General features: G+C 58.4%; 23 protein-coding genes and 3 pseudogenes. 16 read left to right on the forward strand and 10 right to left on the reverse strand.

Annotated elements, in window-relative coordinates:
• The first annotated feature begins 172 nt into the window (after positions 1–172).
• Genes AC1D2N_RS03835 through AC1D2N_RS03855 form a run of 5 tightly spaced genes read left to right on the forward strand, consistent with a single transcriptional unit; the run spans position 173 to position 3,624 of the window.
• On the forward strand, positions 173–1,006 hold the full coding sequence (locus tag AC1D2N_RS03835; RefSeq protein ID WP_130653733.1) for a response regulator: 834 nt from the start codon (positions 173–175) through the stop codon (positions 1,004–1,006).
• 19 nt (positions 1,007–1,025) lie between these two features.
• Entirely contained in the window at positions 1,026–1,262 is a 237-nt protein-coding gene (locus AC1D2N_RS03840; RefSeq protein WP_130653734.1) for a hypothetical protein, read from the forward strand.
• Positions 1,259–2,032 carry an alpha/beta fold hydrolase gene (locus tag AC1D2N_RS03845; RefSeq protein WP_130653735.1) on the forward strand — a complete coding sequence of 258 codons (774 nt, stop codon included), beginning with the start codon at positions 1,259–1,261 and terminating at the stop codon, positions 2,030–2,032. Before AC1D2N_RS03840 ends, AC1D2N_RS03845 begins: the two co-directional genes overlap by 4 nt.
• Positions 2,033–2,071: 39 nt before the next feature.
• A complete protein-coding gene (locus AC1D2N_RS03850) occupies positions 2,072–3,022 on the forward strand; it encodes a helix-turn-helix domain-containing protein (protein ID WP_130653736.1) in 951 nt (316 codons plus the stop codon).
• 53 nt (positions 3,023–3,075) lie between these two features.
• Positions 3,076–3,624: a carboxymuconolactone decarboxylase family protein gene (locus AC1D2N_RS03855; protein WP_130653737.1), complete on the forward strand. Its 549-nt coding sequence runs from the start codon at positions 3,076–3,078 to the stop codon at positions 3,622–3,624.
• A gap of 209 nt (positions 3,625–3,833) precedes the next feature.
• Here AC1D2N_RS03855 and AC1D2N_RS03860 read toward each other — a convergent pair whose 3' ends face one another.
• The 6 genes from AC1D2N_RS03860 to AC1D2N_RS03885 form a co-directional block, all read right to left on the reverse strand.
• The gene (locus AC1D2N_RS03860) at positions 3,834–4,241 is read right to left on the reverse strand and encodes a DUF6130 family protein (protein WP_130653738.1); all 408 of its coding nucleotides are present in this window, start codon (positions 4,239–4,241) and stop codon (positions 3,834–3,836) included.
• 158 nt (positions 4,242–4,399) lie between these two features.
• A complete protein-coding gene (locus AC1D2N_RS03865) occupies positions 4,400–4,795 on the reverse strand; it encodes a response regulator transcription factor (RefSeq protein WP_027687788.1) in 396 nt (131 codons plus the stop codon).
• Positions 4,796–4,876: 81 nt separating this feature from the next.
• A complete protein-coding gene (locus AC1D2N_RS03870; protein WP_130653739.1) occupies positions 4,877–5,533 on the reverse strand; it encodes a response regulator transcription factor in 657 nt (218 codons plus the stop codon).
• Positions 5,514–7,865, reverse strand: a complete 2,352-nt coding sequence (locus AC1D2N_RS03875; protein WP_130653740.1) for a PAS domain-containing sensor histidine kinase — start codon at positions 7,863–7,865, stop codon at positions 5,514–5,516. The genes AC1D2N_RS03870 and AC1D2N_RS03875 overlap by 20 nt, the downstream gene beginning before the upstream one ends.
• A gap of 73 nt (positions 7,866–7,938) precedes the next feature.
• A complete protein-coding gene (locus tag AC1D2N_RS03880; RefSeq protein WP_130653741.1) occupies positions 7,939–8,685 on the reverse strand; it encodes a CbtA family protein in 747 nt (248 codons plus the stop codon).
• A 10-nt stretch (positions 8,686–8,695) separates the two neighbouring features.
• On the reverse strand, positions 8,696–8,905 hold the full coding sequence (locus AC1D2N_RS03885; protein WP_027687784.1) for a CbtB domain-containing protein: 210 nt from the start codon (positions 8,903–8,905) through the stop codon (positions 8,696–8,698).
• A 175-nt stretch (positions 8,906–9,080) separates the two neighbouring features.
• Between AC1D2N_RS03885 and AC1D2N_RS03890 the strand changes: the two genes are divergently transcribed.
• From AC1D2N_RS03890 to AC1D2N_RS03930, 9 genes and pseudogenes are all read left to right on the forward strand, one after another.
• The gene (locus AC1D2N_RS03890; RefSeq protein WP_130653742.1) at positions 9,081–9,431 is read left to right on the forward strand and encodes an SH3-like domain-containing protein; all 351 of its coding nucleotides are present in this window, start codon (positions 9,081–9,083) and stop codon (positions 9,429–9,431) included.
• Positions 9,428–10,090 carry a nitrile hydratase subunit alpha gene (locus tag AC1D2N_RS03895; RefSeq protein WP_112908501.1) on the forward strand — a complete coding sequence of 221 codons (663 nt, stop codon included), beginning with the start codon at positions 9,428–9,430 and terminating at the stop codon, positions 10,088–10,090. The genes AC1D2N_RS03890 and AC1D2N_RS03895 overlap by 4 nt, the downstream gene beginning before the upstream one ends.
• Positions 10,087–10,419, forward strand: coding sequence for an SH3-like domain-containing protein (locus tag AC1D2N_RS03900; RefSeq protein WP_130653743.1), 333 nt, complete (start codon positions 10,087–10,089; stop codon positions 10,417–10,419). Before AC1D2N_RS03895 ends, AC1D2N_RS03900 begins: the two co-directional genes overlap by 4 nt.
• A 108-nt stretch (positions 10,420–10,527) precedes the next feature.
• Positions 10,528–11,052, forward strand: coding sequence for a cytochrome P460 family protein (locus tag AC1D2N_RS03905; RefSeq protein ID WP_130653744.1), 525 nt, complete (start codon positions 10,528–10,530; stop codon positions 11,050–11,052).
• A 471-nt stretch (positions 11,053–11,523) separates the two neighbouring features.
• On the forward strand, positions 11,524–11,853 hold the full coding sequence (locus AC1D2N_RS03910; protein ID WP_130653745.1) for a hypothetical protein: 330 nt from the start codon (positions 11,524–11,526) through the stop codon (positions 11,851–11,853).
• A gap of 311 nt (positions 11,854–12,164) precedes the next feature.
• The gene (locus AC1D2N_RS03915; RefSeq protein ID WP_130653746.1) at positions 12,165–13,319 is read left to right on the forward strand and encodes a sulfite oxidase; all 1,155 of its coding nucleotides are present in this window, start codon (positions 12,165–12,167) and stop codon (positions 13,317–13,319) included.
• A gap of 35 nt (positions 13,320–13,354) precedes the next feature.
• Positions 13,355–14,082: pseudogene (locus tag AC1D2N_RS03920) on the forward strand (CHAD domain-containing protein).
• Positions 14,083–14,233: 151 nt separating this feature from the next.
• Positions 14,234–14,362 (forward strand): annotated as a pseudogene (locus AC1D2N_RS03925) (DUF1236 domain-containing protein); the annotation flags it as partial.
• A gap of 585 nt (positions 14,363–14,947) precedes the next feature.
• Positions 14,948–15,331: a response regulator gene (locus tag AC1D2N_RS03930; protein WP_130653747.1), complete on the forward strand. Its 384-nt coding sequence runs from the start codon at positions 14,948–14,950 to the stop codon at positions 15,329–15,331.
• Between the two features lie 402 nt (positions 15,332–15,733).
• Here AC1D2N_RS03930 and AC1D2N_RS03935 read toward each other — a convergent pair whose 3' ends face one another.
• Entirely contained in the window at positions 15,734–15,973 is a 240-nt protein-coding gene (locus tag AC1D2N_RS03935; protein ID WP_477980772.1) for a DUF2934 domain-containing protein, read from the reverse strand.
• Complete coding sequence (locus AC1D2N_RS03940; RefSeq protein ID WP_130653749.1) at positions 15,970–16,215, reverse strand: hypothetical protein; 246 nt, start codon at positions 16,213–16,215, stop codon at positions 15,970–15,972. The genes AC1D2N_RS03935 and AC1D2N_RS03940 overlap by 4 nt, the downstream gene beginning before the upstream one ends.
• A gap of 303 nt (positions 16,216–16,518) precedes the next feature.
• Between AC1D2N_RS03940 and AC1D2N_RS03945 the strand changes: the two genes are divergently transcribed.
• A complete protein-coding gene (locus tag AC1D2N_RS03945) occupies positions 16,519–16,890 on the forward strand; it encodes an RT0821/Lpp0805 family surface protein (protein WP_112908487.1) in 372 nt (123 codons plus the stop codon).
• Positions 16,891–16,993: 103 nt separating this feature from the next.
• Here the strand turns inward: AC1D2N_RS03945 and AC1D2N_RS03950 are convergent, their stop codons facing one another.
• On the reverse strand, positions 16,994–17,662 hold the full coding sequence (locus tag AC1D2N_RS03950; protein ID WP_130653750.1) for a hypothetical protein: 669 nt from the start codon (positions 17,660–17,662) through the stop codon (positions 16,994–16,996).
• Between the two features lie 461 nt (positions 17,663–18,123).
• Positions 18,124–19,017 (reverse strand): annotated as a pseudogene (locus tag AC1D2N_RS03955) (LysR family transcriptional regulator).
• A 124-nt stretch (positions 19,018–19,141) separates the two neighbouring features.
• Between AC1D2N_RS03955 and AC1D2N_RS03960 the strand changes: the two are divergent.
• A complete protein-coding gene (locus tag AC1D2N_RS03960) occupies positions 19,142–19,405 on the forward strand; it encodes a helix-turn-helix domain-containing protein (protein WP_130653751.1) in 264 nt (87 codons plus the stop codon).
• Positions 19,406–19,619 lie beyond the last annotated feature (214 nt).

Here is a 19,619-nt window from a genome sequence, read left to right on the forward strand (position 1 = left end):
GACCTTGTCGAGGTCAGACTGGCCATTGGTCGGATTGTTTGCGTGCATGGCGGGAGCTAGGCTCTGCTTGCTCGCTCGCAGTTGGAGAGCGCCTCGCAAAACGAGGCCAGATTTGTACCACTTCGACCTTCAACAGCGCGGTTAACATTGCAGCCGACGGGGGAAGTCAGCCATGCAAGTCCAATTCGCCGATACGCTCGAACAAACGAATCCAGCAGGCGCATATCTGCCTCAAGCCTATGGAGAGATTAAGCGCGCAGCCAACGACGACGCGATCCGCTTCGGAAGGTTCTGCGCGATCCCGCACTCCCGTCAGCTTCTGCTGGACGGATGCCCACAGGAGATAGGCGGCCGGGCGTTCGACCTTCTCATGGTCCTGCTCAGGTCCAACGGCAAGATCGTCAGCAAGGACGAAATCCTGAACGAGGTGTGGCCTTCGATGGTGGTCGAGGAATGCAATCTCCGCTTCCAGGTGAAGTCTCTAAGGCGGGCCTTGGGCAGCCAAGGCAACATGATCAAGACGATCGTCCGAAGAGGCTACATGCTGATCAGGGACGACGTGCTGCCCGAAGACGAGGTGCGGTTCGATGCGACGAGGTCGACGACCGTTTCTGAGATCGACACGCCCGTGGCGATAAGGGCCACGGCGCCCTACATCGTCCTTATCGAGGACGATGAAAGCGTTCGGCGCTCGATTTCAACACTGCTGCGATCGATCGGCCTCGGCGTCGCATCCTTTGAATCCGTCAAGAAATACCAGGAAAGTGCGCATTCGCCGCAGCCCGATTGCCTCATCCTCGACGTCTGCCTGCCTGGCAGAAGCGGCTTAGACTTTCAGGCCGATCTCCTGAAGACTGGCATACGATACCCGATCATCTTCATCAGCGGTCATGCCGACATTCAAATGTCGGTGCGAGCTATGAAGGCGGGAGCAATCGAATTCCTGACGAAGCCGGTGCGGCATCAGGATCTATTGTCGGCGGTGGACATGGCGATAAACGCCTGACCGCATAGGCGCTACCACCATGACGCTTAAATTGAAGGCGGCCGCAAAGGCCGCCTTCGTCCATTGTGGCATCGATTTTGATCTTCTCGGCATCTCCGACTGGACGTCGAACGGAGCGCCCGCGGCCAACCGGATCTCACACGCCATCTCGACAACTCACACCGTTGGGCGGCGCCGCGTAGTAGCCTCGTGGGAACGTAAACCGAGCGCGCATGCTCGCTACAGCAATGCGCCGAGCGTGAGGTTCTTCACATGAACAAGTGGTTGTCTGGTGCGGCAATGACCGCGGCTCTCCTCCTAAACCAGAACGCGATGGCGGCGTCGAAGCCCACGATTGTCCTCGTCCATGGCGCGTTCGCGGAGTCGGCTAGCTGGGACGGCGTCGCTGCCAAGCTGGTAAAGGATGGTTATCCCGTTGTCGCAGTGGCGAACCCTCTGCGAGGAGTAAAATACGACTCAGACTACGTCTCGGCAGTCTTGAAGTCCATCGACGGGCCGGTCGTCCTGGTCGGACATTCTTACGGTGGCTCGGTGATCACCGACGTCGCCGTCGAAGGAACGAACGTGAAGTCCCTCGTCTTCGTCGCAGGACTCGCGCCGGACAACGGCGAAAGCGCCGGCAGCCTTGGCAAGAAGTTCCCGACGGGCACACTCGGCGACGCATTAGCGCCACCCGTCATCCAGCCTGACGGTAAGCACGATCTCTACATCCTGCAGAGCAAGTTTTGGAAGCAGTTCGCCGCGGACGTCCCCGAGCAGCAAGCAGCACTCATGGGCGCCGAGCAGCGTCCGGTCACGGCAGAGGCCCTGAACGATCCTTCAGGCGATCCATCCTGGAAGAAACTGCCTTCCCATTTCATCTACGGAACCGCCGACAAGAACATCCCAATGGAGCTTCACGAGTTCATGGCGAAGCGAGCGGGTGCCAAGGAAACCGTCGGCGTGAAGGGAGCATCGCATGTCGTAATGATCTCCCATCCTGATCTGGTGTCCGCGATGATCGAGCGGGCCGCCGCCGACAAATAACGTCACACTCAATTCGCGCCCTTTCATGAGGAGCAGCCGATGCAGGCCGATATCGCCGTCAAGGTGAGCTTGGGCAGGATTCGCGACGTCTTCGAAACCATCGCCGACTGCCTGCACGTCGAACACTTCAGCGTCGCCGACCCGAACATCTCACTGGCGAAGCTGACGCGGGAGAACGGGAACCGTGCGATCACCACCTCGCTGGATTCCGGCGTCGGGACGTTCGTCGTCGCGGCTCGCGATTCCGAACTGCGCCTCGAACAGAAGGGACGCATGCTTTTTCAGGGCCTCATGATCGAAGGCAGCGTAACGTTCGTGGAGGGCTCGGATCCCATCACCGTCGAGCTGCAGTCCGACGCCTGTCTCTATGTGCTCACCTTCCTACGGGAGCCTTGTCGAGACCCCTGTTCCGTCGTTGGAGGACGGTTCAACATCCGTGACATCCGGCTTGCGGAACTGATTGGCGAAATTTCCGAAAGTTCGCCCGCGCGAAGAAGTGAACTCACCAGAAATTTCTCGCAGTTGGCGTTCGAGCGCTATCGATCGCTACCCCGCGTCCATCCCCTCTCTGCATGGCGTCTCAGTCGCGTTAGACGCTATGCGGAAACCCGTCTCGATCAACGGATCTCGCTAGAGGAACTGGCCGATGTCGCGGGATTTTCGCGGGCGCATTTCGCGGCAACGTTCAAGGCAGCCACCTCGATGAGCGCCCATGAGTTCCTCCTACGGATGCGAATTCAGGCAGCAGCCAGACTGCTTATATGCACCGATCTGGCCCTCGTAGAAATCGCCTTGCAGACGGGCTTCCAGAACCAGCCACATTTCACGACGGTCTTCAAGAAGATCACTGCGGTCACGCCGCGAAAATGGCGGGATTCCCGCCGGTCCGCCGCAGTGGCAAGCAGCCTCAAGAATGTGCTCCACGCCGCAGCCGTCATCGAACACCTGCCAGCAAACCCGGAAGCGTTCGTTCCGCATGATCTGCATTGAAACCCGGCCAAACGCATAAGACCCAGGACCGAAGCAACAAAGGAGATTGAAGCATGGCCCGAATTCCAATTCCCGCGACGCTCGATGCGGCGCCGGAAGCTTCCAAGCCGACGCTGGAGGCGATCAAGAAGCAGATTGGCGCGCTGCCGAACGTCTTCCGCATGATGTCGGCCAGTCCGGCCGTGATTGAGGCCTACGCAGCTCTCAACGGGGCGCTCAGCAAAGGCAAGCTCGACAAGAAGATCCGCGAGCGCATCGCCTTGGCGATCGCCCAGAAGAACGGCTGCGAGTATTGCCTCGCCGCCCATACCTACACCGGCACCCACGTGACCAAGCTCAGTCTCGAGGAAATCGCGGCTGCGCGCCGCGGCGGATCCTCCGAGGCAAGGGCCGACGCCGCCGTCAAGTTTGCCGTCAGGGTTGCCGAAGCGAAGGGCGGCGTTTCCGAACAGGAAGTGGATGCACTGAAGGCGGCCGGCTTCGATGACGGTGAGATTCTGGAGATTGTCGCGCACGTCGCGGCGAACACGTTCACGAACTACATGAACGAAGTCTTCAAAACCGACGTCGATTTCCCGAAGGTTGATCGCGAAGCCGCCTGAGCGTTTCTGGGGCAAGACCAGTCTGAAGTCTACTTTAATTTCAATCTGTTGTCCGGCGAAGCGGAGTTCAGCAACAAGGATAGGGACTATGGCAATGCTGTCCTCTTCCGAACTGTCCAAAGTGATCTGGTAGCCCTCTTTCAGTAAGGGACTGGCGCCCTTTGCGGGCACCGCGTTCCGCATGCGCTCGCCTTGGAAGCTCGAATCCTTCAGAACTCTTTCTTATCGGGCACGACGAACCTGACCGTCTCCGCGGTGATCACGTGATGTCTTGGATCGGCCAGTTCAAACAGAACCTTGTGTTCGCCGGCTGGAAGGCCGACGACGATCAGCGTCTCGCCGCTCGCATCAACGAAGTGCCACGGAAGATCGTCGACGGTAACATGGACGTGTCCGACGCGGGGCGAGACCTGCAGCGCGCCCTCCCCGAAAACCGGGGCGATGCGGATGTTTTCCCCCCGATACTGGATGAAGACGAGGCCACGGGACAAAGGCTCCGGAAGCGGCGGATCCACGATGAGCTTCGGTGTCGGCTCGTCTTCGATGGCGATCAAGGGGGAAGGTCCAATGATGTCTCTGGCAGTCTGAGCGGGTATGCTCGTGGCAGGCGTCGTCATGGCGGCCCTCCTAGCTCGATTGCTTCGATAGCGTGATCCGGCGGCGTTCGCACACCGTCGCCATCGTCCTCTAAATTTCCTCTGGAGCGAAGACGAAGTCGAGTTAGATCATGTGGGGCGCCGTTGGTTCTTGTGCGACCCGTTACGCTGCGCTGCCCTTACGGCGTGGAAGCCGGACCGCTTGCCAGAGCCGTCCTGATCGCCTCGAGCAAGTCCGCTGGACTGACCGGCTTCAGGAAGATACGCGACGCCCCTGAATTCCTGGCACGGTCGCCGACTGCAACGTCGGAGTGGGCGGTGATAAGAATTGAAGGAATCCTTCTGGTCATCCCGGACAGCCTGTCGAGCAGGTCCAGTCCAGAAATACCGCCGAGCTGGATGTCAGTGACGAGGCAGGCTGCAGTTTGAAGCTCCGTGGACGCGAGGAATTCTTCTGCCGACGCGAAGGCGGCAACCCGCATGCCATTGGCGCGAAGCAGTCCTCTGAGCGCATCACGGACGGGCTCGTCATCCTCGACGCAAATCACCAGGGAGGTCTTCGAGGCATCAACCATCAATCGATCCTATCGTTGTGATTCTATGACCGGGGTTGCACGCTCGCAATGCGACTAACGTCACAAAATTTCAAATGAAAACTAGCCTTTGGTAGAGGTGTTCGCCGGCTCGCCCAGCTCCAACAAATCGTAGTGACGAACCAGCTCCGGAAGGGAATGGACATGCATTTTCTGCATGACGTTTCCTCGGTGCAATTTCACCGTCGCCTCGGTGATCCCCAAGGCTGTAGAGATCTGCCTGTTGCGCTGGCCCTCCACCACGCGGATAAGCACTTCCTGCTCACGCTTGGTCAGCGTTTCGAAGTCGGCGCGGGCGCTCGCGGCCGCTTCTTCCTTCATCGTCGTGCGGCTGTCCCGCTTCATCGCGGCGTGGACAGCGTCCAGGAGATCCTGCTCGCGCACCGGTTTCGTCAGGAACTCTACCGCGCCTGCCTTCATCGCCCGAACGGCGATCGGAACGTCGGCATGGCCGCTCATGAAGATCACCGGCCGGTGGAAACCACGGGTCCGCACCTCTTCGTAAAATTCTATTCCGCTCTGACCAGGGAGCCGGACGTCCAGGATCATGCAGCCGACAGACCCCAATTGACCTTTCGACGAGAACTCGCTCGCCGAGGAAAACGCTATAACGTTGAACTTCATGGAACGCAGCAGGCCGACGAGCGACTCGCGGACGCCGACGTCGTCTTCGATAACGACGACCTGCGCGGAGGTATCTTCACGTTGTTTCTGATTCATGTGCCCCTCTTGCGTACGGGATCGCGAATTCGAAGACCGATCCTCCAGACGGCAGCGGCCGAGCCGACAGCGTCCCGCTATGCGCCTCGATGATAGACCGGCAGATCGCGAGACCCATGCCGGTCCCCTCCGGCTTGGTCGAGAAGAATGCTTCAAAAATACGTTCAGTTGCAATGGGGTCGAGGCCATGGCCGTTGTCCTCCACCCGGACGGCGACAGATTGCGCGCTGCGATCCTCGCTGACCACGGTGATGGTCCGGCAATGCTCCTTTTCGGTCATCGCTTCAGCAGCATTGAGCATGAGGTTTAGAAGAACCTGTTGAAGCTGAACCCTGTCACCGCGGATCGGCCTTGTGGTCGGCGACAACGAGACGGCTGTAGTGATCTGGCGGCTTCGAAGTTCGCTACGCATCATTGTCAAAACGTCCCCCACGACTTCGTTGATATCGACCATCGCGATCGAGGGACGCGAGTTGCGGGCCATGTTCCGGACGTTCAATAGCACGTCTCCCGCTCGTTTCCCCTCCTTGACGATGCGCTTCGCAGCGACTTTCGCCTCGTCCAAATCGGGTTCCGGACGGTCGAGCCAGCTCAGACACGTGGCAGCATTCGTGACGATGGCCATCAGGGGCTGGTTCATTTCATGGGCTATGCTCACGGTGACGGCGCCCATCGCCGTCAGGCGGTTCATTCTGACGACGTCGGCCTGTGCTTTCCTCAACGCCTCCTCGCTGTTCACACGATCGGTCAGATCGATGATCGCCCCGAACACCTCGGGTTCCTGTTCGGGGTCTGTCTCGACGCGGACCATGCAGTGGACATGCCTGATCGAGCCGTCCGGCAGCAGCAGCCTGTGTTCAGCTTCCCACGGCTTCCGATCTCGAATACCGGACGCGTAGATTTGATCGATACGCTCGCGGTCGTCAGGATGAACTCTCATCATCACCGCTTCGTGCCTCAAGGGCTTGGCTGGATCGAGACGGTATATGTTATAGGTCTCCGCCGACCAGATGATCTCGCCTGTCGAAGGCTTGATCCGGAAGCTTCCGACGTGACTGAGCATCTGTGCTTCGGCGAGCGAGGCCTGAGCTCGCTGGGCCTCGGCAAGCGAATTTCGTATTCGTTCCTCGGAACGCCTTGTCTCGGTGATGTCGACGATCGTGCCGATGTAGGCCCGCGGATGACTTTTCTCGTAGATCAGGCGGCCGCGAGCATGGATGAACTTCACCGTACCATCCGGAAGGACGAAGCGGTGCTGGACGTTCAGTTCGTCGCCTTGGAGCGCCCTGCCATGTGCATCCGAGACCGTTTCGCGATCTTCGGGATGCACCCTTTCCATCAAGGTTTCGAAAGTGATCTCGGTGCTTGGAAGACCGACAATGTTCATGCATTCGGCGGAACAGGTGAAGACGTCCGACATCATGTCCCATGACCAACTGCCGGTCTCGATGATCCGCTGGGCCTCGGCCATCACCGCCTGGCTCTTCGCGAGCTCGAATTCGGCGCGTTTCAGATCGTCGATGTCGGTGTTGATACCGTACCACTTCCGCGCCTTGCCATCGGCCCCGATAAGCGGCACGGCTCGGAGCATAAAGTACCTCGCCTCGCCGTCGTGCCGCAGGATGCGCGCCTCGACGCCGCCGGGCTTTCCGGCGACAAGGAGTTCGGTCCAAGCGGCGATGACTTTCTGAACATCGTCGGGATGGAACGACGCCAGGAATCCCATCCCAAGAGCCTCGTCACGTCCAATGCCGGTATAGTCGTGCCACTGCCTGCTCGCCTCCTCGAGCTCGCCTCCAGGGCCGCCGATCCAAGTGAGGGCCGGGATCATGTCGAGGTTGAGCCTCAGTTCCCGCTCTACGCGGGCTGCCTCCTCCACGACGAAGCGCAGTTCCTCGTCGGCTTTTCTCTTCCAGAGCGATCCGACGAAGGTTGATGCCAGCCATTCGATATTTTCCAGCCGCCTGCCGGAGACCGAGTCATTTTCGACTTCCAAATAAATCGCCGCCTCGGGACCAAATGGAAAAGCGAGCGGAACGCATATGGTCGATCCAAGTGTCCCGGAAGTCATTCTTCCTTTCCCGGAACCAAGCACTTCGAGAATGAGGGTCTCATCCAGTTCTTGATGAGCCGAAGGGAGCGAGGCGGGCGAAACATCTTCCGCGGTCGCCTCGACTTCTACGAAGACGCCGCGGTCGCCGGACGTGACTACAAATCCTCTGCCCGCTCCAGCCGCACGCAACGCTGTCACGAGGAACTGCTCCATATCGTGCCGGTCGGCATCCTTGATATGAGACGTTCCTTGGTTCTCCCCACCTGTTACGTCGCTCATCGGTGCCACTGCTCCGCGATCCCATGGCGGGATGCTATTTCTGGGAACGGACGAAAGCCAGTTATGAACACGTTCAGGCGTTCGGCATCCCATGGCTCGCAACGCGTTCCATCCCGCGATCGCGCTGGGCTACATATTCGGCCGCCTGCCCGAACAGTAAGCCCAGCCCTCCCCAGACGATCAACTGCAGGAGTGCAGCGTGGGCGCGGAATTCGAGCAGAAGGTCTCTAGGGAAGTCGTGGGGCGTTTCTGAGATCGCAGGCATGCTCGCCATCAGCGCCGAAGCAAGTGTGACAAACGCGGCAATGCCGATCGCTATCGATCCAGCCGGCCGCATCCGGCGCGCTGTCCGGTAGGACATCCAGAACGATACCGCCATGCAGATGGCCAATGCCAGAATCATGATGAAGTAGAGTTCGGTTCTGCTTCCAATGGTTTCAGCGTTGCCGACGCCTGGCGGGCTCGCCGGATACTTGAGTTGAGGCACCAGCACGAGCGAGACGTAGCCTGCAAGGGCGAGCGTCCAGACCGCCGACCTTGGCCTGACGCTCAGTCGACCATGGAGAAAGGCCAGTCCGATCGCAAGGGAACCGCCGAGTGCCGTGCAGTATGTGGCGAGGCCGGTAACTAGGCCCGTGTTGCGCTGGGTGCTCCGAGAGACTGTGCCCTCCTCGACGCCCGCATGATCGCGATAGCCGCCCTGTTCCAGGGCGATCGCGCGTTCGATGGTCGGTTCGGCGTAGACCCGAGCGTACGCAAAGGCGAACAGCGCGACGACCAGTCCGGACAGCATTCCTGCGAGCAGAAGTCTCTGGATCATAGCGACGTCCTCAATGACAGGGAAAGCCGAGCAGATGCCGGCCGTCGTGAACAAACTCGTGAACGGTGTCGCCCTGTATCAGCGAGGTCGCACCCTGCTCCGCGCCCACGAAGTAGAGGGCCATAAGCAGGAGGAGGCCGACGAAGACGGTCCAGGGTAGGAGTTCCTGCGGGGAGATCGGCAACTGACCCGGCACGGGATGGACGACGATATTGGTCATCGGGATGTTCCTTTTAGAGCATGGAAGTTGCGGCTATCACATCAGATCGATGGCCCGCCGTTTATCGAAACCGTCCGATTGCGTGCGTTCCTCCGTTCAACATGCCATCGCACGAATTCGAAATATCGCCCGGCGTCGTCCTCTTAGTGTTCGGGGAGCATGATCGGAGGATTGGATGAATTCCGCCCATACACCCAACAGGAAGATCGAAGGCGTCGTGCCGGCCTTTGGCGAGCTGCCCATCTTTGCGGTCGGACAGCGGGTCAAGGTCTCGGACCGTGCACCGGTCGGACACTACCGGGTGCCGTTCTATTTGCGTGGCCAGACGGCGATCGTCGAGGCGATCATGGAGCCGAAGGCGGTCAACAACGAGGAAGAGGCGTTTGGCCGGAATGCAGGCGCCGTCCGTCACTACTATCGAATTGCAGTTCCGATGACGTCGATCTGGAGCGACTACACCGGTTCGCCCGACGACGGCCTTCGGATCGAGGTCTTCGAAACATGGTTGGAGGGAGTTTCAGAATGAGCGAGCACGAACACGGCGACCACGACCATGGAGATGACGACGATCACGCTCCGATCGTCGCGTCTGAAGCGCCTGGCTACTACGACATCATGGAGACGGCGTTTCAGGAGCTGATGATCGAAAAAGGGTACTTCACTGCAGGTGAAATCCGACGGCAGATCGAGGTCCTTGATTCCCGAAATCCGGCACTCGGCGCGAAGGTTGTCGCAAGGGCATGGGCCGATCCGGACTTCAAGGCCCGGCTGCTGGAGAACGGCAGAACCGGCTGCGAAGAACTCGGCATCACCTTTTACGACGAAACCCAGCTCATCGTGCTGGAGAACACGTCGAAGGTCCATAACCTCATTGTCTGCACGCTCTGCTCCTGCTACCCCCGGCCGGTCCTCGGACTACCGCCCGACTGGTACAAGCTGAAGCCCTACCGGGCGCGTGCCGTCTACGAGCCGCGAAAGGTGCTCGAAGAATTCGGCACCAACATTCCACACGACGTCGAGATTCGGGTGAGCGACTCCACCGCCATCCAGCGATATCTCGTTCTACCGATGCGTCCGGCCGGGACCGACGGTCTCGACGAGGAGCACCTTGCCGCCCTGGTTACCCGCGACGCAATGATTGGCGTCATTCAGATCCAACCGCCAAGTCAAGGAGAACCGGCATGACGGGCAGTGAGCAGTTCCTGAAGCGTCTGCCGAACGACATCGGCGGGTTGGAAGCGCCGAAGATCGAACGTGTCGAGCACGAACTCCTCCCCTGGGAGAAACGTTGCCACGCGCTGGCCGACGTCCTCGACTTCCACAAGATTATCAATACCGAGGAGAAACGACGTGGCGTCGAGTCTCTGGGCTCCGATCTCGTCGGCAAGCTTTCGTACTACGAGAGATGGATCGCCGCTTTCGCCAACATCGCATTCCAGAAAGGTCTGCTCACCCCGGAAGAACTTGCGGTAAAGATGGACGCCGTGGAGGCGAGATGGACGTCGCACCCCTAGGGGGCGGTTACCACGTCATCGCGCACATGCTTCGTCGAGGACGATCCGAACGTTTCGCTGTGCCTCGCCGTACTGACAGTATCGACGATCTACCCAGATGGAGGTTAAATGCGGACAATCACAGCGTTCCGCTTGCTTGCGGCGGGCGTCGTCTTGATCGGGGTCTCCGTCGGGGCCGCCACCATCGTGTCGAACAACGTCTCACCCATCTACGGGGTCAGTCTTCCGGAAGGATATCGCGGCTGGCAGATGATAACGGTCGCCCATGAAGCCGGGAAGAACAACGACATCCGCGGGATCCTTGGAAACGACATCGCGGTGAAGGCCTTCCGCGAGGGGACGCGACCTTTTCCGGATGGGGCAATGATCGCCCGTCTAGCCTACGTCTACAAGTCTTCTCCCGAAAACGACGCCGTATTTCCGGCGCCGCAGTCCTTCGTGGCGGGCGACCCCACGAACGTGCAGATCAGCGTGAAGGACTCGAAGAAGTACGCCGACAGTGGCGGGTGGGGATATGGCCAGTTCGAGAACGGCGTCGCCAACCAGAGCGAGCCGCTTTTGAAGTCCTGCTTTGCGTGCCATACCAAGCTGGACCGCTCGAAAGACTTCGTGTTTAGCCACTATTCTCCGTGAGTATCGCCGGTACTTGGATGTGGAAGCATTTCTCCTGGCCAGATTCCATTTCCACATTCGATGCAGGAGGATTCGATCCAGACTATGACGGGGTGAATCCGATCTGGCGACGGCGTCGCCGAAGCGGTCTCGATCGCCGGCAAGATGGTTTCGGCACTCACGCGAAAGGATCATCCGCGTCCTGCCAACGAAGTCGTAGAGCGCCAACACTGTCATCATCGCCAGATTTCTCGCCTCGCTCCCTGGGCGTCGATTGATCTGCTTTCTTGCGAGGTGAATCACCGTGGGGATGCAGGCGCCAGCAGTTAAGCCACCGACAGCAATCAGCGATCCCATCGCCATTATTCTTGAGTGGTTTCGAAGAACTGCGTCAAAAGTCACCTCATTCGTTCCAATGTGCCGCGAAGGAACACTGTTTCCTAGCCTATCGGCCCACTTTTGAGCGAACGGAGAAGCAAAAAAATTTGGCCAATGATAGCCATGCTGGTTTCCGTGACGTCACCAGGCGTCTTTGCTGAGCACCGGCGGCAGCTTCTTTGCCAAAAAGCTGGCAGTTCAAAATCGAAGTCAGCATATCAAGTGAGATCGAAAGGTATCGCTCTCAAGGACCGTTTGAAGTGGGTCGGCGGCGAACATATTGAACAAGTGAAGCCGAATTTCGAGTACCTTCCCTTCGATGCTGGGAGCATTGAGCGCTTCTTGCTGGAGATGCCGGAAGGAAGATGGCTTGCCTCACGTTTCTTGCCGGTTTCTTGGCGACTGGGGAGCGGTCGAGGAAAACTTCTTTGGGACGCTGCCTGAAACCAGGAAGGGCTTCTGCAGTATTACCTCCGCCAACCGCATATCAACGATAAGCGGGCAATGGCAGAAGCACGCGCTCCGCCAGAACAGTCCGTCCACAACTATGGACTATTCTTCTGAAGTCGCGCATATTAACGATATGAGGCAACATAGATGTCGTCCGGCGCTGCATGTTTGATATGCGAAGCTGACGCTTAACTTCGTTCGGGGGGCATTTCCGGACGGGCTAAACATCGTGCGCTTATCCGTCCTTAGGCTGCGGCCCAAGGCGCATTGCAGCCCGTTCCGGATGGCGTCCGGGAGGGAAGAACATGCCTGATCTTCAACGCAGAGAATTTGTCGTTCAAGGGAGTGCGGTTCTCGCCGCAATCGCTGGTCTGTACGCATCGGGGGTCAACGCTTTTCCGACGCGGACGGGCGAGAAGGTTATTCCGTGGCTCGATCAGCCGACGGAAAGTCCCGATCCAGTCGGAATCCAGACGCAGCTCGTCTGGGAAGATTTGGATACCTTCATAACTCCAAATGACAAGTTCTTCAGCATCTCGCATTTCAATCGACCGTCGATCGACGAGAAGAATTGGTCCCTCGAGATCGGGGGCCATGTCAAGAAGCCGTTGAAATTGACGCTTGCTGACATCAAGGCGCGGCCGCGACAGGAGGTCGTTTTTACCGTGGAATGCTCGGGCAACCATGGCTTTCCCTTCTTCACCGGTGGTATCGGCAATGCCCGCTGGGCAGGCACGCCGCTTGCCCCGATCCTCCAGGAAGCCGGGGTCCTTGATAGTGGCATCGAGGTCGTCTTCTTCGGCACCGACGGAAGCGAGGTCATAAACCGCGACATTAAGATGCAGCAGAACTTCGCTCGCAGCATGTCGCTGGCCGACGCCATGAACCCGGAAAATCTACTCTGCTATGAAATGAACGGTGCGGCTCTGCCGACACCCAATGGTTTCCCGCTGCGGCTGATTGCTCCGGGATGGTACGGCATCGCCAACGTCAAGTGGCTGAAGGCCATCGAGGTTCGCGACACCCGTTTTATGAGCCTGCTGATGGCCCGCGACTATGTCACCATCCGGGAGGAGGAGCACAACGGGGAGACAGTATGGGCTGAGACTTCCGTCGGCCGAGCGCTGATAAAGTCCGCACCCGCCAAAGTCACCCGGACAGACACAGGTTACCGCGTTATTGGCGCAGCCTGGGGGGCACCGATCGACCGGGTCGAAGTGCAAATCGATCAAACCCCATGGAAACCAGCGATCATTGATCACACCGAGGAAGCCGAGCACGCTTGGAAAATTTGGTCCTTTGATTGGGCAAATCCCTCTCCTGGAGAACACACAGTGACCTCACGCGCGATCAGTGCCGCTGGGCAGATTCAACCGGCCATGGACGATCCCTGGATCGCCAAAAAACACACATACTGGGAGAGCAACGGCCAGGTGACACGCCGCGTCCGCATCTCTTGAGAACGAGGCGTTGTCATTTCGCCCTCCGTGACAATTTGGAAGCCCTTCATCAGGCGCGGGTAGCTCTGCGGCGTCTCCGCTCTGCGTTCTCTCTGTTCAAGCCGCTCCTGATGGGCGACGAGCCGAAAAGGATCCAAGAGGAGCTTCGCTGGCTGGCTGGCGTCCTCGGCGAAGCACGTAATCTCGACGTCCTGCTGATGAAAGCGAAGGACTCCGACCTTCGGGCCAAGCTCAAGGATGCCCGCAACAACGCATACGACGACGCTGTCGAGGCTCTGGGGTCGGCGCGAGCGCGCGCGCTCGATTTCAACGAGTGGCTTCAATGTGACCTCGATAGCGCTGGCGGTAGCGCAACTTCCGAGGTCGCGTCGGCTTCGGAGTTTGCCGCGCGGGCCCTCGCAAGATGCTTAAGAAGCTGAAAAAGCATGGCAGTGCGTTGGCTGAGACCGACGACGAGCATCGACACCGGGTTCGCAAGGACGCTAAAAAGTTTCGATACGAGGCCGAGTTCTTCGGATCGCTGTTCGACGACAAGAGCGGCACGCGCCGGCACCGGAAATTCATCGCAGAGATGGAGGAGCTGCAGGACTGTCTTGGAGCACTGAACGATCTGGCAACCGGACCGAACGTGCTTGCGCAGCATGGACTGGCCAACCACCCTGCTCGAGATTCTGTCGTTTCTCACGATGACAAGAATGCGTTGATCCGCATGGCGCAGTCCTCAGTAGATGAGGTCATCGACACGAAGCGCTTCTGGCGCTGACACGAGGACGCCATGAACCTTAAGCGAAGGAACCTCGACTATTTGGCACGGTCGAGAACGTCGATGAAGATGAGCAGACACGATGAATGACATTGACGTCTATCCGAAGCCGATCCAGCAGTATGGTGCATTGTGTTTCCGAAACACACCCACGGCGCTTCCTGACACGGTCGAGATCCACACAATCCCCGATCAAACTGATTACGGTTATGTGGTCGTCAACAAAAAACGTGTGCTCGTCAATCCGAAGACCCGCACGGTGATTGAAGTCATCAAATAAGTTGAAAGCATCGCGGGCCTGCTTCCCAGGCCCGCGATTTCTCGCTCATGCAACCTCGCTCGCATTAGGCACCGTTCGCTCGGGCCGCGAGAGTTGAATTCAGTTTGGCATCCACCGCAGCCAGCCGCATCAGAGCGCGTCGTGACTGCGGGGTCTCCTTTGGGCATTCCAAACACGAAGGAGCAATTTGATCGACGAATTTCATCTTCATTCGCGGTTGATATTCACGGTTCGCTTTGGTCGTCCCGAGACGAAGACAGCGTAGTATTCCGCGCAGACCCTTCTCGAGCACAAGTCGAACCACGAAACACGGGTCGCTTCGTAATATCGGCCGAAGCGTCACGAGTGATGATATTTCAGCCGCACGTTGATGAAAAACTGGAAGCATTCGGGCCTGACGTTAAGGTCTGGTCCTCGGACAATTCGTTCATGCAGATCGCGGACAGGGCGCGGGCGAGGATCTCGGACCTTAGTTGGGGATCAGACTGAAGTCCTACACGTGGAACCGCTTGTGGTGGGGAGTGTTTTTGATTGGCGACGCCAGAGAGCGCCGCGCCGATTTTGTAGCCGCCCTGGAGACGAACCATGCGCCTGCTCATCGTCGAAGACGAACCGGGAATCGCTCTGGTGATTGAGGACGTCGCGATCGACGCCGGATTTGAAATCACTGGCACCGCGGGGAACATGTCGGAAGCTCTGGAGCTCGGCTCCGCAGCAGACATCGCCATCATCGACGCCCGGCTTGGGGATGGAATCACCGGACCGTCCATTGCCCGCGCCCTCTTTTCCGAATTCGGACTTGGGGTGGTGTATTTCACTGTGAACCCCGTCCTCACCGACGACCCGGAGGGCCGAGCTGTCGTCACCAAGCCGGCGAGCCCCGAAAGAATAGTTGATGCGTTGTCCATGGCAGCCAAGAACGCTCGCGCAAGAACGCATCGCGTCGCGAGCGGGCACACCTTCCACTGAACGCTTGAGGCCCCGTTGATCGGCTCCCTCCGACCGAACTCATGCTGCCGACACTATTTTTGTTGCCTGTCAAAGGAGATGCAACATGTCCGCTTCGCAATCGTATGAAGTGGCTGTGCTCGAAGTTTTCAACGAAGGCTACTGTACGCTCGGCAACTCCGCACTGCGCTGATCGGAACGTATGCCGCTGTTCGACACGAGTGGACGCGCCAACATCAAGCCCCATCCACTAGCAGCAAGCTCCCAATCCAAAGACCGGAAGTGGTGGTTTGCGCCGCGCAGTGCAGCTAATTGGCCTGACCCAAGCCGCAACCCCGTCGATGGTGAAGCCGGCCAAGCGATAACTGGTGCTTTGTCATGTGATGATCGCACGAGTAACCGCTTAAAAGCGAGTTACGCCGTTCAGCCGACCTTCGTCGATGGATTGCCCCAATGCTGGCGCGGCATTCCCGGCCGTTGCGGTTTCGGGCGAAACTTCACCAGCACCTCGCGGCCATCAACGGAAGCCTGTGTGCGCTCCAGCGCGTCGCGTTCGGCAACTGCCTGGCGCCAGTGTTCGTCGTCGCGGCCGTGAGGGCGGCCCTGTTCCTCCCAGATCGCGTAAGCTCTTTTACTGATCCATTCGTGGCCTCTACTGCTCATCCATGCATTCCATTCGATGGTTCGGGATTGCTGTCCTGCGGGACCGGTCTGTCCGGCCGAACCGGCAGGCGGCGCTTGGCGGCCATCAGCAAGTCGAGTTCGATCGAGGAGGGCCCGAAGCGGGCGAACAGGCTTTCTGCCTGCTCGCCCTTCAAGCCATATTTGGAAGCGAATTCATCAAGGCTATAGGGGCGGCCGCGCAAGATTCTGCTCCGGCGCTCCGGTTCACGGATTTGCGTCATTGTGGTAACCCCAGTTTGTTTTCCGAATGTGAGAACAAATAATAGCGGCGGAAGTTCCGCCAATTTTCAGCGTTTTTTTCGTCCGGTAGTGCCGTCAGGAGCTGCGGCGCGAAAGCCGGCCGCCTGCGCTTTGGCGGCTACGCCACAAACGAAAAAGCGCCCTCCCGATTAAGGAGAAGGCGCTCAAACTGCCGAGAAGTACCGCACCGCGAAGCGCCATATCCACAACAGATAACGACGGCGCCCGCATCTGGTCACAATGCGATGTCATGGGCAGAGTCCGAATGGCTGGTTTGTCACTCTATGCTTTCAAAACTGATCGTGATTACCCTCGTGTCGCCTGTGCTGGTGCTTACCGCTTGCTCGCACCCCGAGCCGCTTCAGACGTCCACAGTTGCTCCGGTCGCTGCGACGGCAGTTCCGATCACCGACCAAATGGTGATTGCCGAAACTGTGGGACGGGCCACGGTCGGTTCTGATCCGCTAGCGTGGGCTAACCCGTCCACTGGCAGCGCTGGGGTTATCGAGCAGGTTCGGCCAGGCACAAACAATCCAGACGGATGCCGCGACTTCGTCACAAGCAAGCAAAGTCTTGAGGGCGTGACTCGGTTCAATGGTGTAGCTTGTCCAGCAGATGGGTCTTGGAAGCTAAACGGCTCGTCGGGCTTGCACTAACCCAAGTTGGATAGGGTTTAGCGATTGTTCTTGCATTTCAACTCCCTATCGCGGATCTCAATCGAAATTCCTGCCGTCAGCAGAGCAATTCATTTGCGTTAGATCAGTCAGCTTCATCGCCTGTCTTTGGAAATAGTTGCAGGACATTCGATCCGTTCGATTGCGTGACAGTCGCGGTCGTTCGACGGCCTGAGCTTCGTTCTCCCACGCTCAGGATCGCCGATGCGAGGCCCTCACGCTGGCGATAGTAGTCAGGCTTGGTAGGCAGCGTCAGGCCGAACTTTTCGAGCATGCGCTCGATCAGGTCCATGGCCTCGGCTGCAAGACCCGCATAACCTTCCTGGCGCTTCTCAAAGAAGCCATCGAACCCGGGCCTGGACAGATCGAGGCTATCCAATGCATAGTTGAGGTTCTTGACCCTGTTCGACAGCCACAAGATTTCGTCTGACAACTCGGTAGTGAAAAGCTTCCAATCGGCGTCCTTCGGAAGCGAAAGGACGGGATCCGGAACGTGAAAAGTGAATTCGCCTTCATCCATCGGATTGAATTCTGGGATGTCCCGCACTGCCGCATAGCTCGCGCCAACGAAGTTGTCGAGCGCCAACACTGTCATCATCGCCAGATTTCTCGCCTCGCTTCTTGGGCGTCGATTGATCTGCTTTCTTGCGAGCTGAATCACCGCGGGGATGCAGGCGCCAGCAGTTAAGCCACCCGCAGCAATCAGAGCTCCCATTGCCATTATTCCTTGAGTGGTTTCGAAGAACTGCGTCAAAAGTCACCTCATTCGATTGGAGATGCGGGTCGCGTCAAAAACACGCGCAGACGGAATCATAACTTTCCGTTCCAATGTGCCGCGAACTGAGAAGATAAGGAACACTGTTTCCTAGCCTATCCGCCCACTATTGAGCGAACGGAGAAGCAAAAAATTTGGTCAATGATAGCCATGCTGGTTTCCTTGACGTCATAAGGCGTCTTTACTGAGCACCGGCGGCAGCTTCTTTGCCAAAAAAACTGTCAGTTCAAAATCGAAGTCAGCATATCAAGTGAGATCAAACGGTATCGCTTTCAAGGACCGTTTGTCCGTTGAGAGGGGCGGCTTGTAGCAATATTACTCCGCCTTCTAGAATCCCCACTCAATTTTCTCTAGCCTCAAGCCGTTGGAGGCATCATGCATCATCGCCAACAATCGCGGTAACCACGGTCTGCAGAGGCAGCGACTTCCACTAAATCGCCTCACCTGCCCGGCCGCGCCAATGAGCGGGCGATATCAACGATGTCATCGCGCGAGGCGGTTGGGTCTTCCTTGTTCCAGGCAACACCAAGCCCGATCCTGAAGTCGATACCCCTCACTGACCGCCTTCAGCTCGAACGCCCGGTTCGGCAATCCCTCGGTCCACTCCGGCGCAAAGCCGATGCCAAGGCCTGCCGAGACCAGCGACACCAGCGAATAGGTGTCGTCGCAGCTATAGGCGATGTTGCGGGTCAGATCGTATTCCTCGAACTTCTCGTTGAAGTACCGCTCGGTGAAAGAGAGGTTCTTGCGATTGAAGGCGATGATCTTTTCCGAGCGCAGATCGTCGATGGCAATCTCCGCCTGCTCCGCCAGCCGGTTGGTGCGGGCGACCGCCAGAAGATAACGTTCATGGGCGATTGACGAGAAGCCAAGGAGCCGATGTTTTCCACCGGTCTGATAAAGCCGAGATTGATCTGGCCGTTTTCCAGGCCGCGGATGATGTCGCCGGTATTGCCGTTTGATATATTGATGCGGATATCCGGGTACTTGCGGGCGATCTTGGCCAGAAACGCCGGCAGCACGCCGGTGGTCGCCGGATAGACGGTGCCGATCCTGATCTGCCGGATAGTCTTGTCGGCCACCGCCCTGGTGATCTCGGCAGAAAGGTCGACCTCGCTCAGGATCCCGACGCAGCGCGCGTGGAAGATCTCCCCTGCCCTGGTCAGCTCCAGCCGCCGGGTCGAGCGGATGAACAGCGGACAGCCGAGTTCGCGCTCCAGCGCCTGCACGTGGTTCGAGAGCGCTGGCTGGGCGATGCGCACCTTGGCGGCCGCGCGGCCGAAATGCAGTTCTTCGGCCACCGCGACGAAGTAGGAGAGCTGGCGTAGTTCCATTTTCGCGTCTCCTCTTCAGGCTCTGCGCCCTCGCCGCATCGTTCGATGACCAAGCTAGGGCACAATGATAATATGTCGGATATATCCGATGGATTAATGCAATGCAAGATGGTGGCCATGAGATATGGACACTCGCACACGCATCGCCTGGAACCTGCGAAATCTCAGGGTCTCCAAGAAAGTCACACAGGAGAATCTCGCTGTGGACGCGCAGGTGGATCGAACGGTGATTAGCGATTTGGAGAGAGGCAAGCACAATGCCTCGATCGATCTTATGGATCGCCTCGCGGTCGCGCTCTCAATAGACATTTCTGCGTTTTTTTCTGAACCGTCCTTGTCTGAGGGAAAACCAGCGCCAATGAGGGCCGGAAGAAAGCCGAAGGCTTGATCTCCTGCAGGGCAGTTCGCCGTCCAGAAAACCTCGTCTGGTTCTTCGGCGGCGCGATCGTATCATTGATGTTGTCGCTGGTTTCATTCCTGCTTGAACTTGGCGTCGCCGGCTCCAGCATGCTTCTGCATGTCAAGATGGATCGCGATCGGGGCAGGTAAATCCGCGACTGCGCCGTTCGCCTGCGAGCAATCCCTATTCATTAACGATTGCC

It is taken from the genome of Rhizobium sp. P1_B8, from assembly GCF_056406515.1.

What these genes read in the sequence shown, in the direction of transcription:
- AC1D2N_RS03935 (WP_477980772.1), bottom strand. Translation starts at nt 15,973, where the DNA reads ATGAGCAGTAGAGGCCACGAATGGATCAGTAAAAGAGCTTACGCGATC.
- AC1D2N_RS03895 (WP_112908501.1), top strand. Translation starts at nt 9,428, where the DNA reads ATGAGCGAGCACGAACACGGCGACCACGACCATGGAGATGACGACGAT.
- AC1D2N_RS03880 (WP_130653741.1), bottom strand. Translation starts at nt 8,685, where the DNA reads ATGATCCAGAGACTTCTGCTCGCAGGAATGCTGTCCGGACTGGTCGTC.
- AC1D2N_RS03845 (WP_130653735.1), top strand. Translation starts at nt 1,259, where the DNA reads ATGAACAAGTGGTTGTCTGGTGCGGCAATGACCGCGGCTCTCCTCCTA.
- AC1D2N_RS03915 (WP_130653746.1), top strand. Translation starts at nt 12,165, where the DNA reads ATGCCTGATCTTCAACGCAGAGAATTTGTCGTTCAAGGGAGTGCGGTT.
- AC1D2N_RS03855 (WP_130653737.1), top strand. Translation starts at nt 3,076, where the DNA reads ATGGCCCGAATTCCAATTCCCGCGACGCTCGATGCGGCGCCGGAAGCT.
- AC1D2N_RS03960 (WP_130653751.1), top strand. Translation starts at nt 19,142, where the DNA reads ATGGACACTCGCACACGCATCGCCTGGAACCTGCGAAATCTCAGGGTC.
- AC1D2N_RS03890 (WP_130653742.1), top strand. Translation starts at nt 9,081, where the DNA reads ATGAATTCCGCCCATACACCCAACAGGAAGATCGAAGGCGTCGTGCCG.
- AC1D2N_RS03930 (WP_130653747.1), top strand. Translation starts at nt 14,948, where the DNA reads ATGCGCCTGCTCATCGTCGAAGACGAACCGGGAATCGCTCTGGTGATT.
- AC1D2N_RS03900 (WP_130653743.1), top strand. Translation starts at nt 10,087, where the DNA reads ATGACGGGCAGTGAGCAGTTCCTGAAGCGTCTGCCGAACGACATCGGC.
- AC1D2N_RS03850 (WP_130653736.1), top strand. Translation starts at nt 2,072, where the DNA reads ATGCAGGCCGATATCGCCGTCAAGGTGAGCTTGGGCAGGATTCGCGAC.
- AC1D2N_RS03835 (WP_130653733.1), top strand. Translation starts at nt 173, where the DNA reads ATGCAAGTCCAATTCGCCGATACGCTCGAACAAACGAATCCAGCAGGC.
- AC1D2N_RS03910 (WP_130653745.1), top strand. Translation starts at nt 11,524, where the DNA reads ATGATAGCCATGCTGGTTTCCGTGACGTCACCAGGCGTCTTTGCTGAG.
- AC1D2N_RS03870 (WP_130653739.1), bottom strand. Translation starts at nt 5,533, where the DNA reads ATGAATCAGAAACAACGTGAAGATACCTCCGCGCAGGTCGTCGTTATC.
- AC1D2N_RS03940 (WP_130653749.1), bottom strand. Translation starts at nt 16,215, where the DNA reads ATGACGCAAATCCGTGAACCGGAGCGCCGGAGCAGAATCTTGCGCGGC.
- AC1D2N_RS03865 (WP_027687788.1), bottom strand. Translation starts at nt 4,795, where the DNA reads ATGGTTGATGCCTCGAAGACCTCCCTGGTGATTTGCGTCGAGGATGAC.
- AC1D2N_RS03860 (WP_130653738.1), bottom strand. Translation starts at nt 4,241, where the DNA reads ATGACGACGCCTGCCACGAGCATACCCGCTCAGACTGCCAGAGACATC.
- AC1D2N_RS03905 (WP_130653744.1), top strand. Translation starts at nt 10,528, where the DNA reads ATGCGGACAATCACAGCGTTCCGCTTGCTTGCGGCGGGCGTCGTCTTG.
- AC1D2N_RS03840 (WP_130653734.1), top strand. Translation starts at nt 1,026, where the DNA reads ATGACGCTTAAATTGAAGGCGGCCGCAAAGGCCGCCTTCGTCCATTGT.
- AC1D2N_RS03875 (WP_130653740.1), bottom strand. Translation starts at nt 7,865, where the DNA reads ATGAGCGACGTAACAGGTGGGGAGAACCAAGGAACGTCTCATATCAAG.
- AC1D2N_RS03885 (WP_027687784.1), bottom strand. Translation starts at nt 8,905, where the DNA reads ATGACCAATATCGTCGTCCATCCCGTGCCGGGTCAGTTGCCGATCTCC.
- AC1D2N_RS03945 (WP_112908487.1), top strand. Translation starts at nt 16,519, where the DNA reads ATGCTTTCAAAACTGATCGTGATTACCCTCGTGTCGCCTGTGCTGGTG.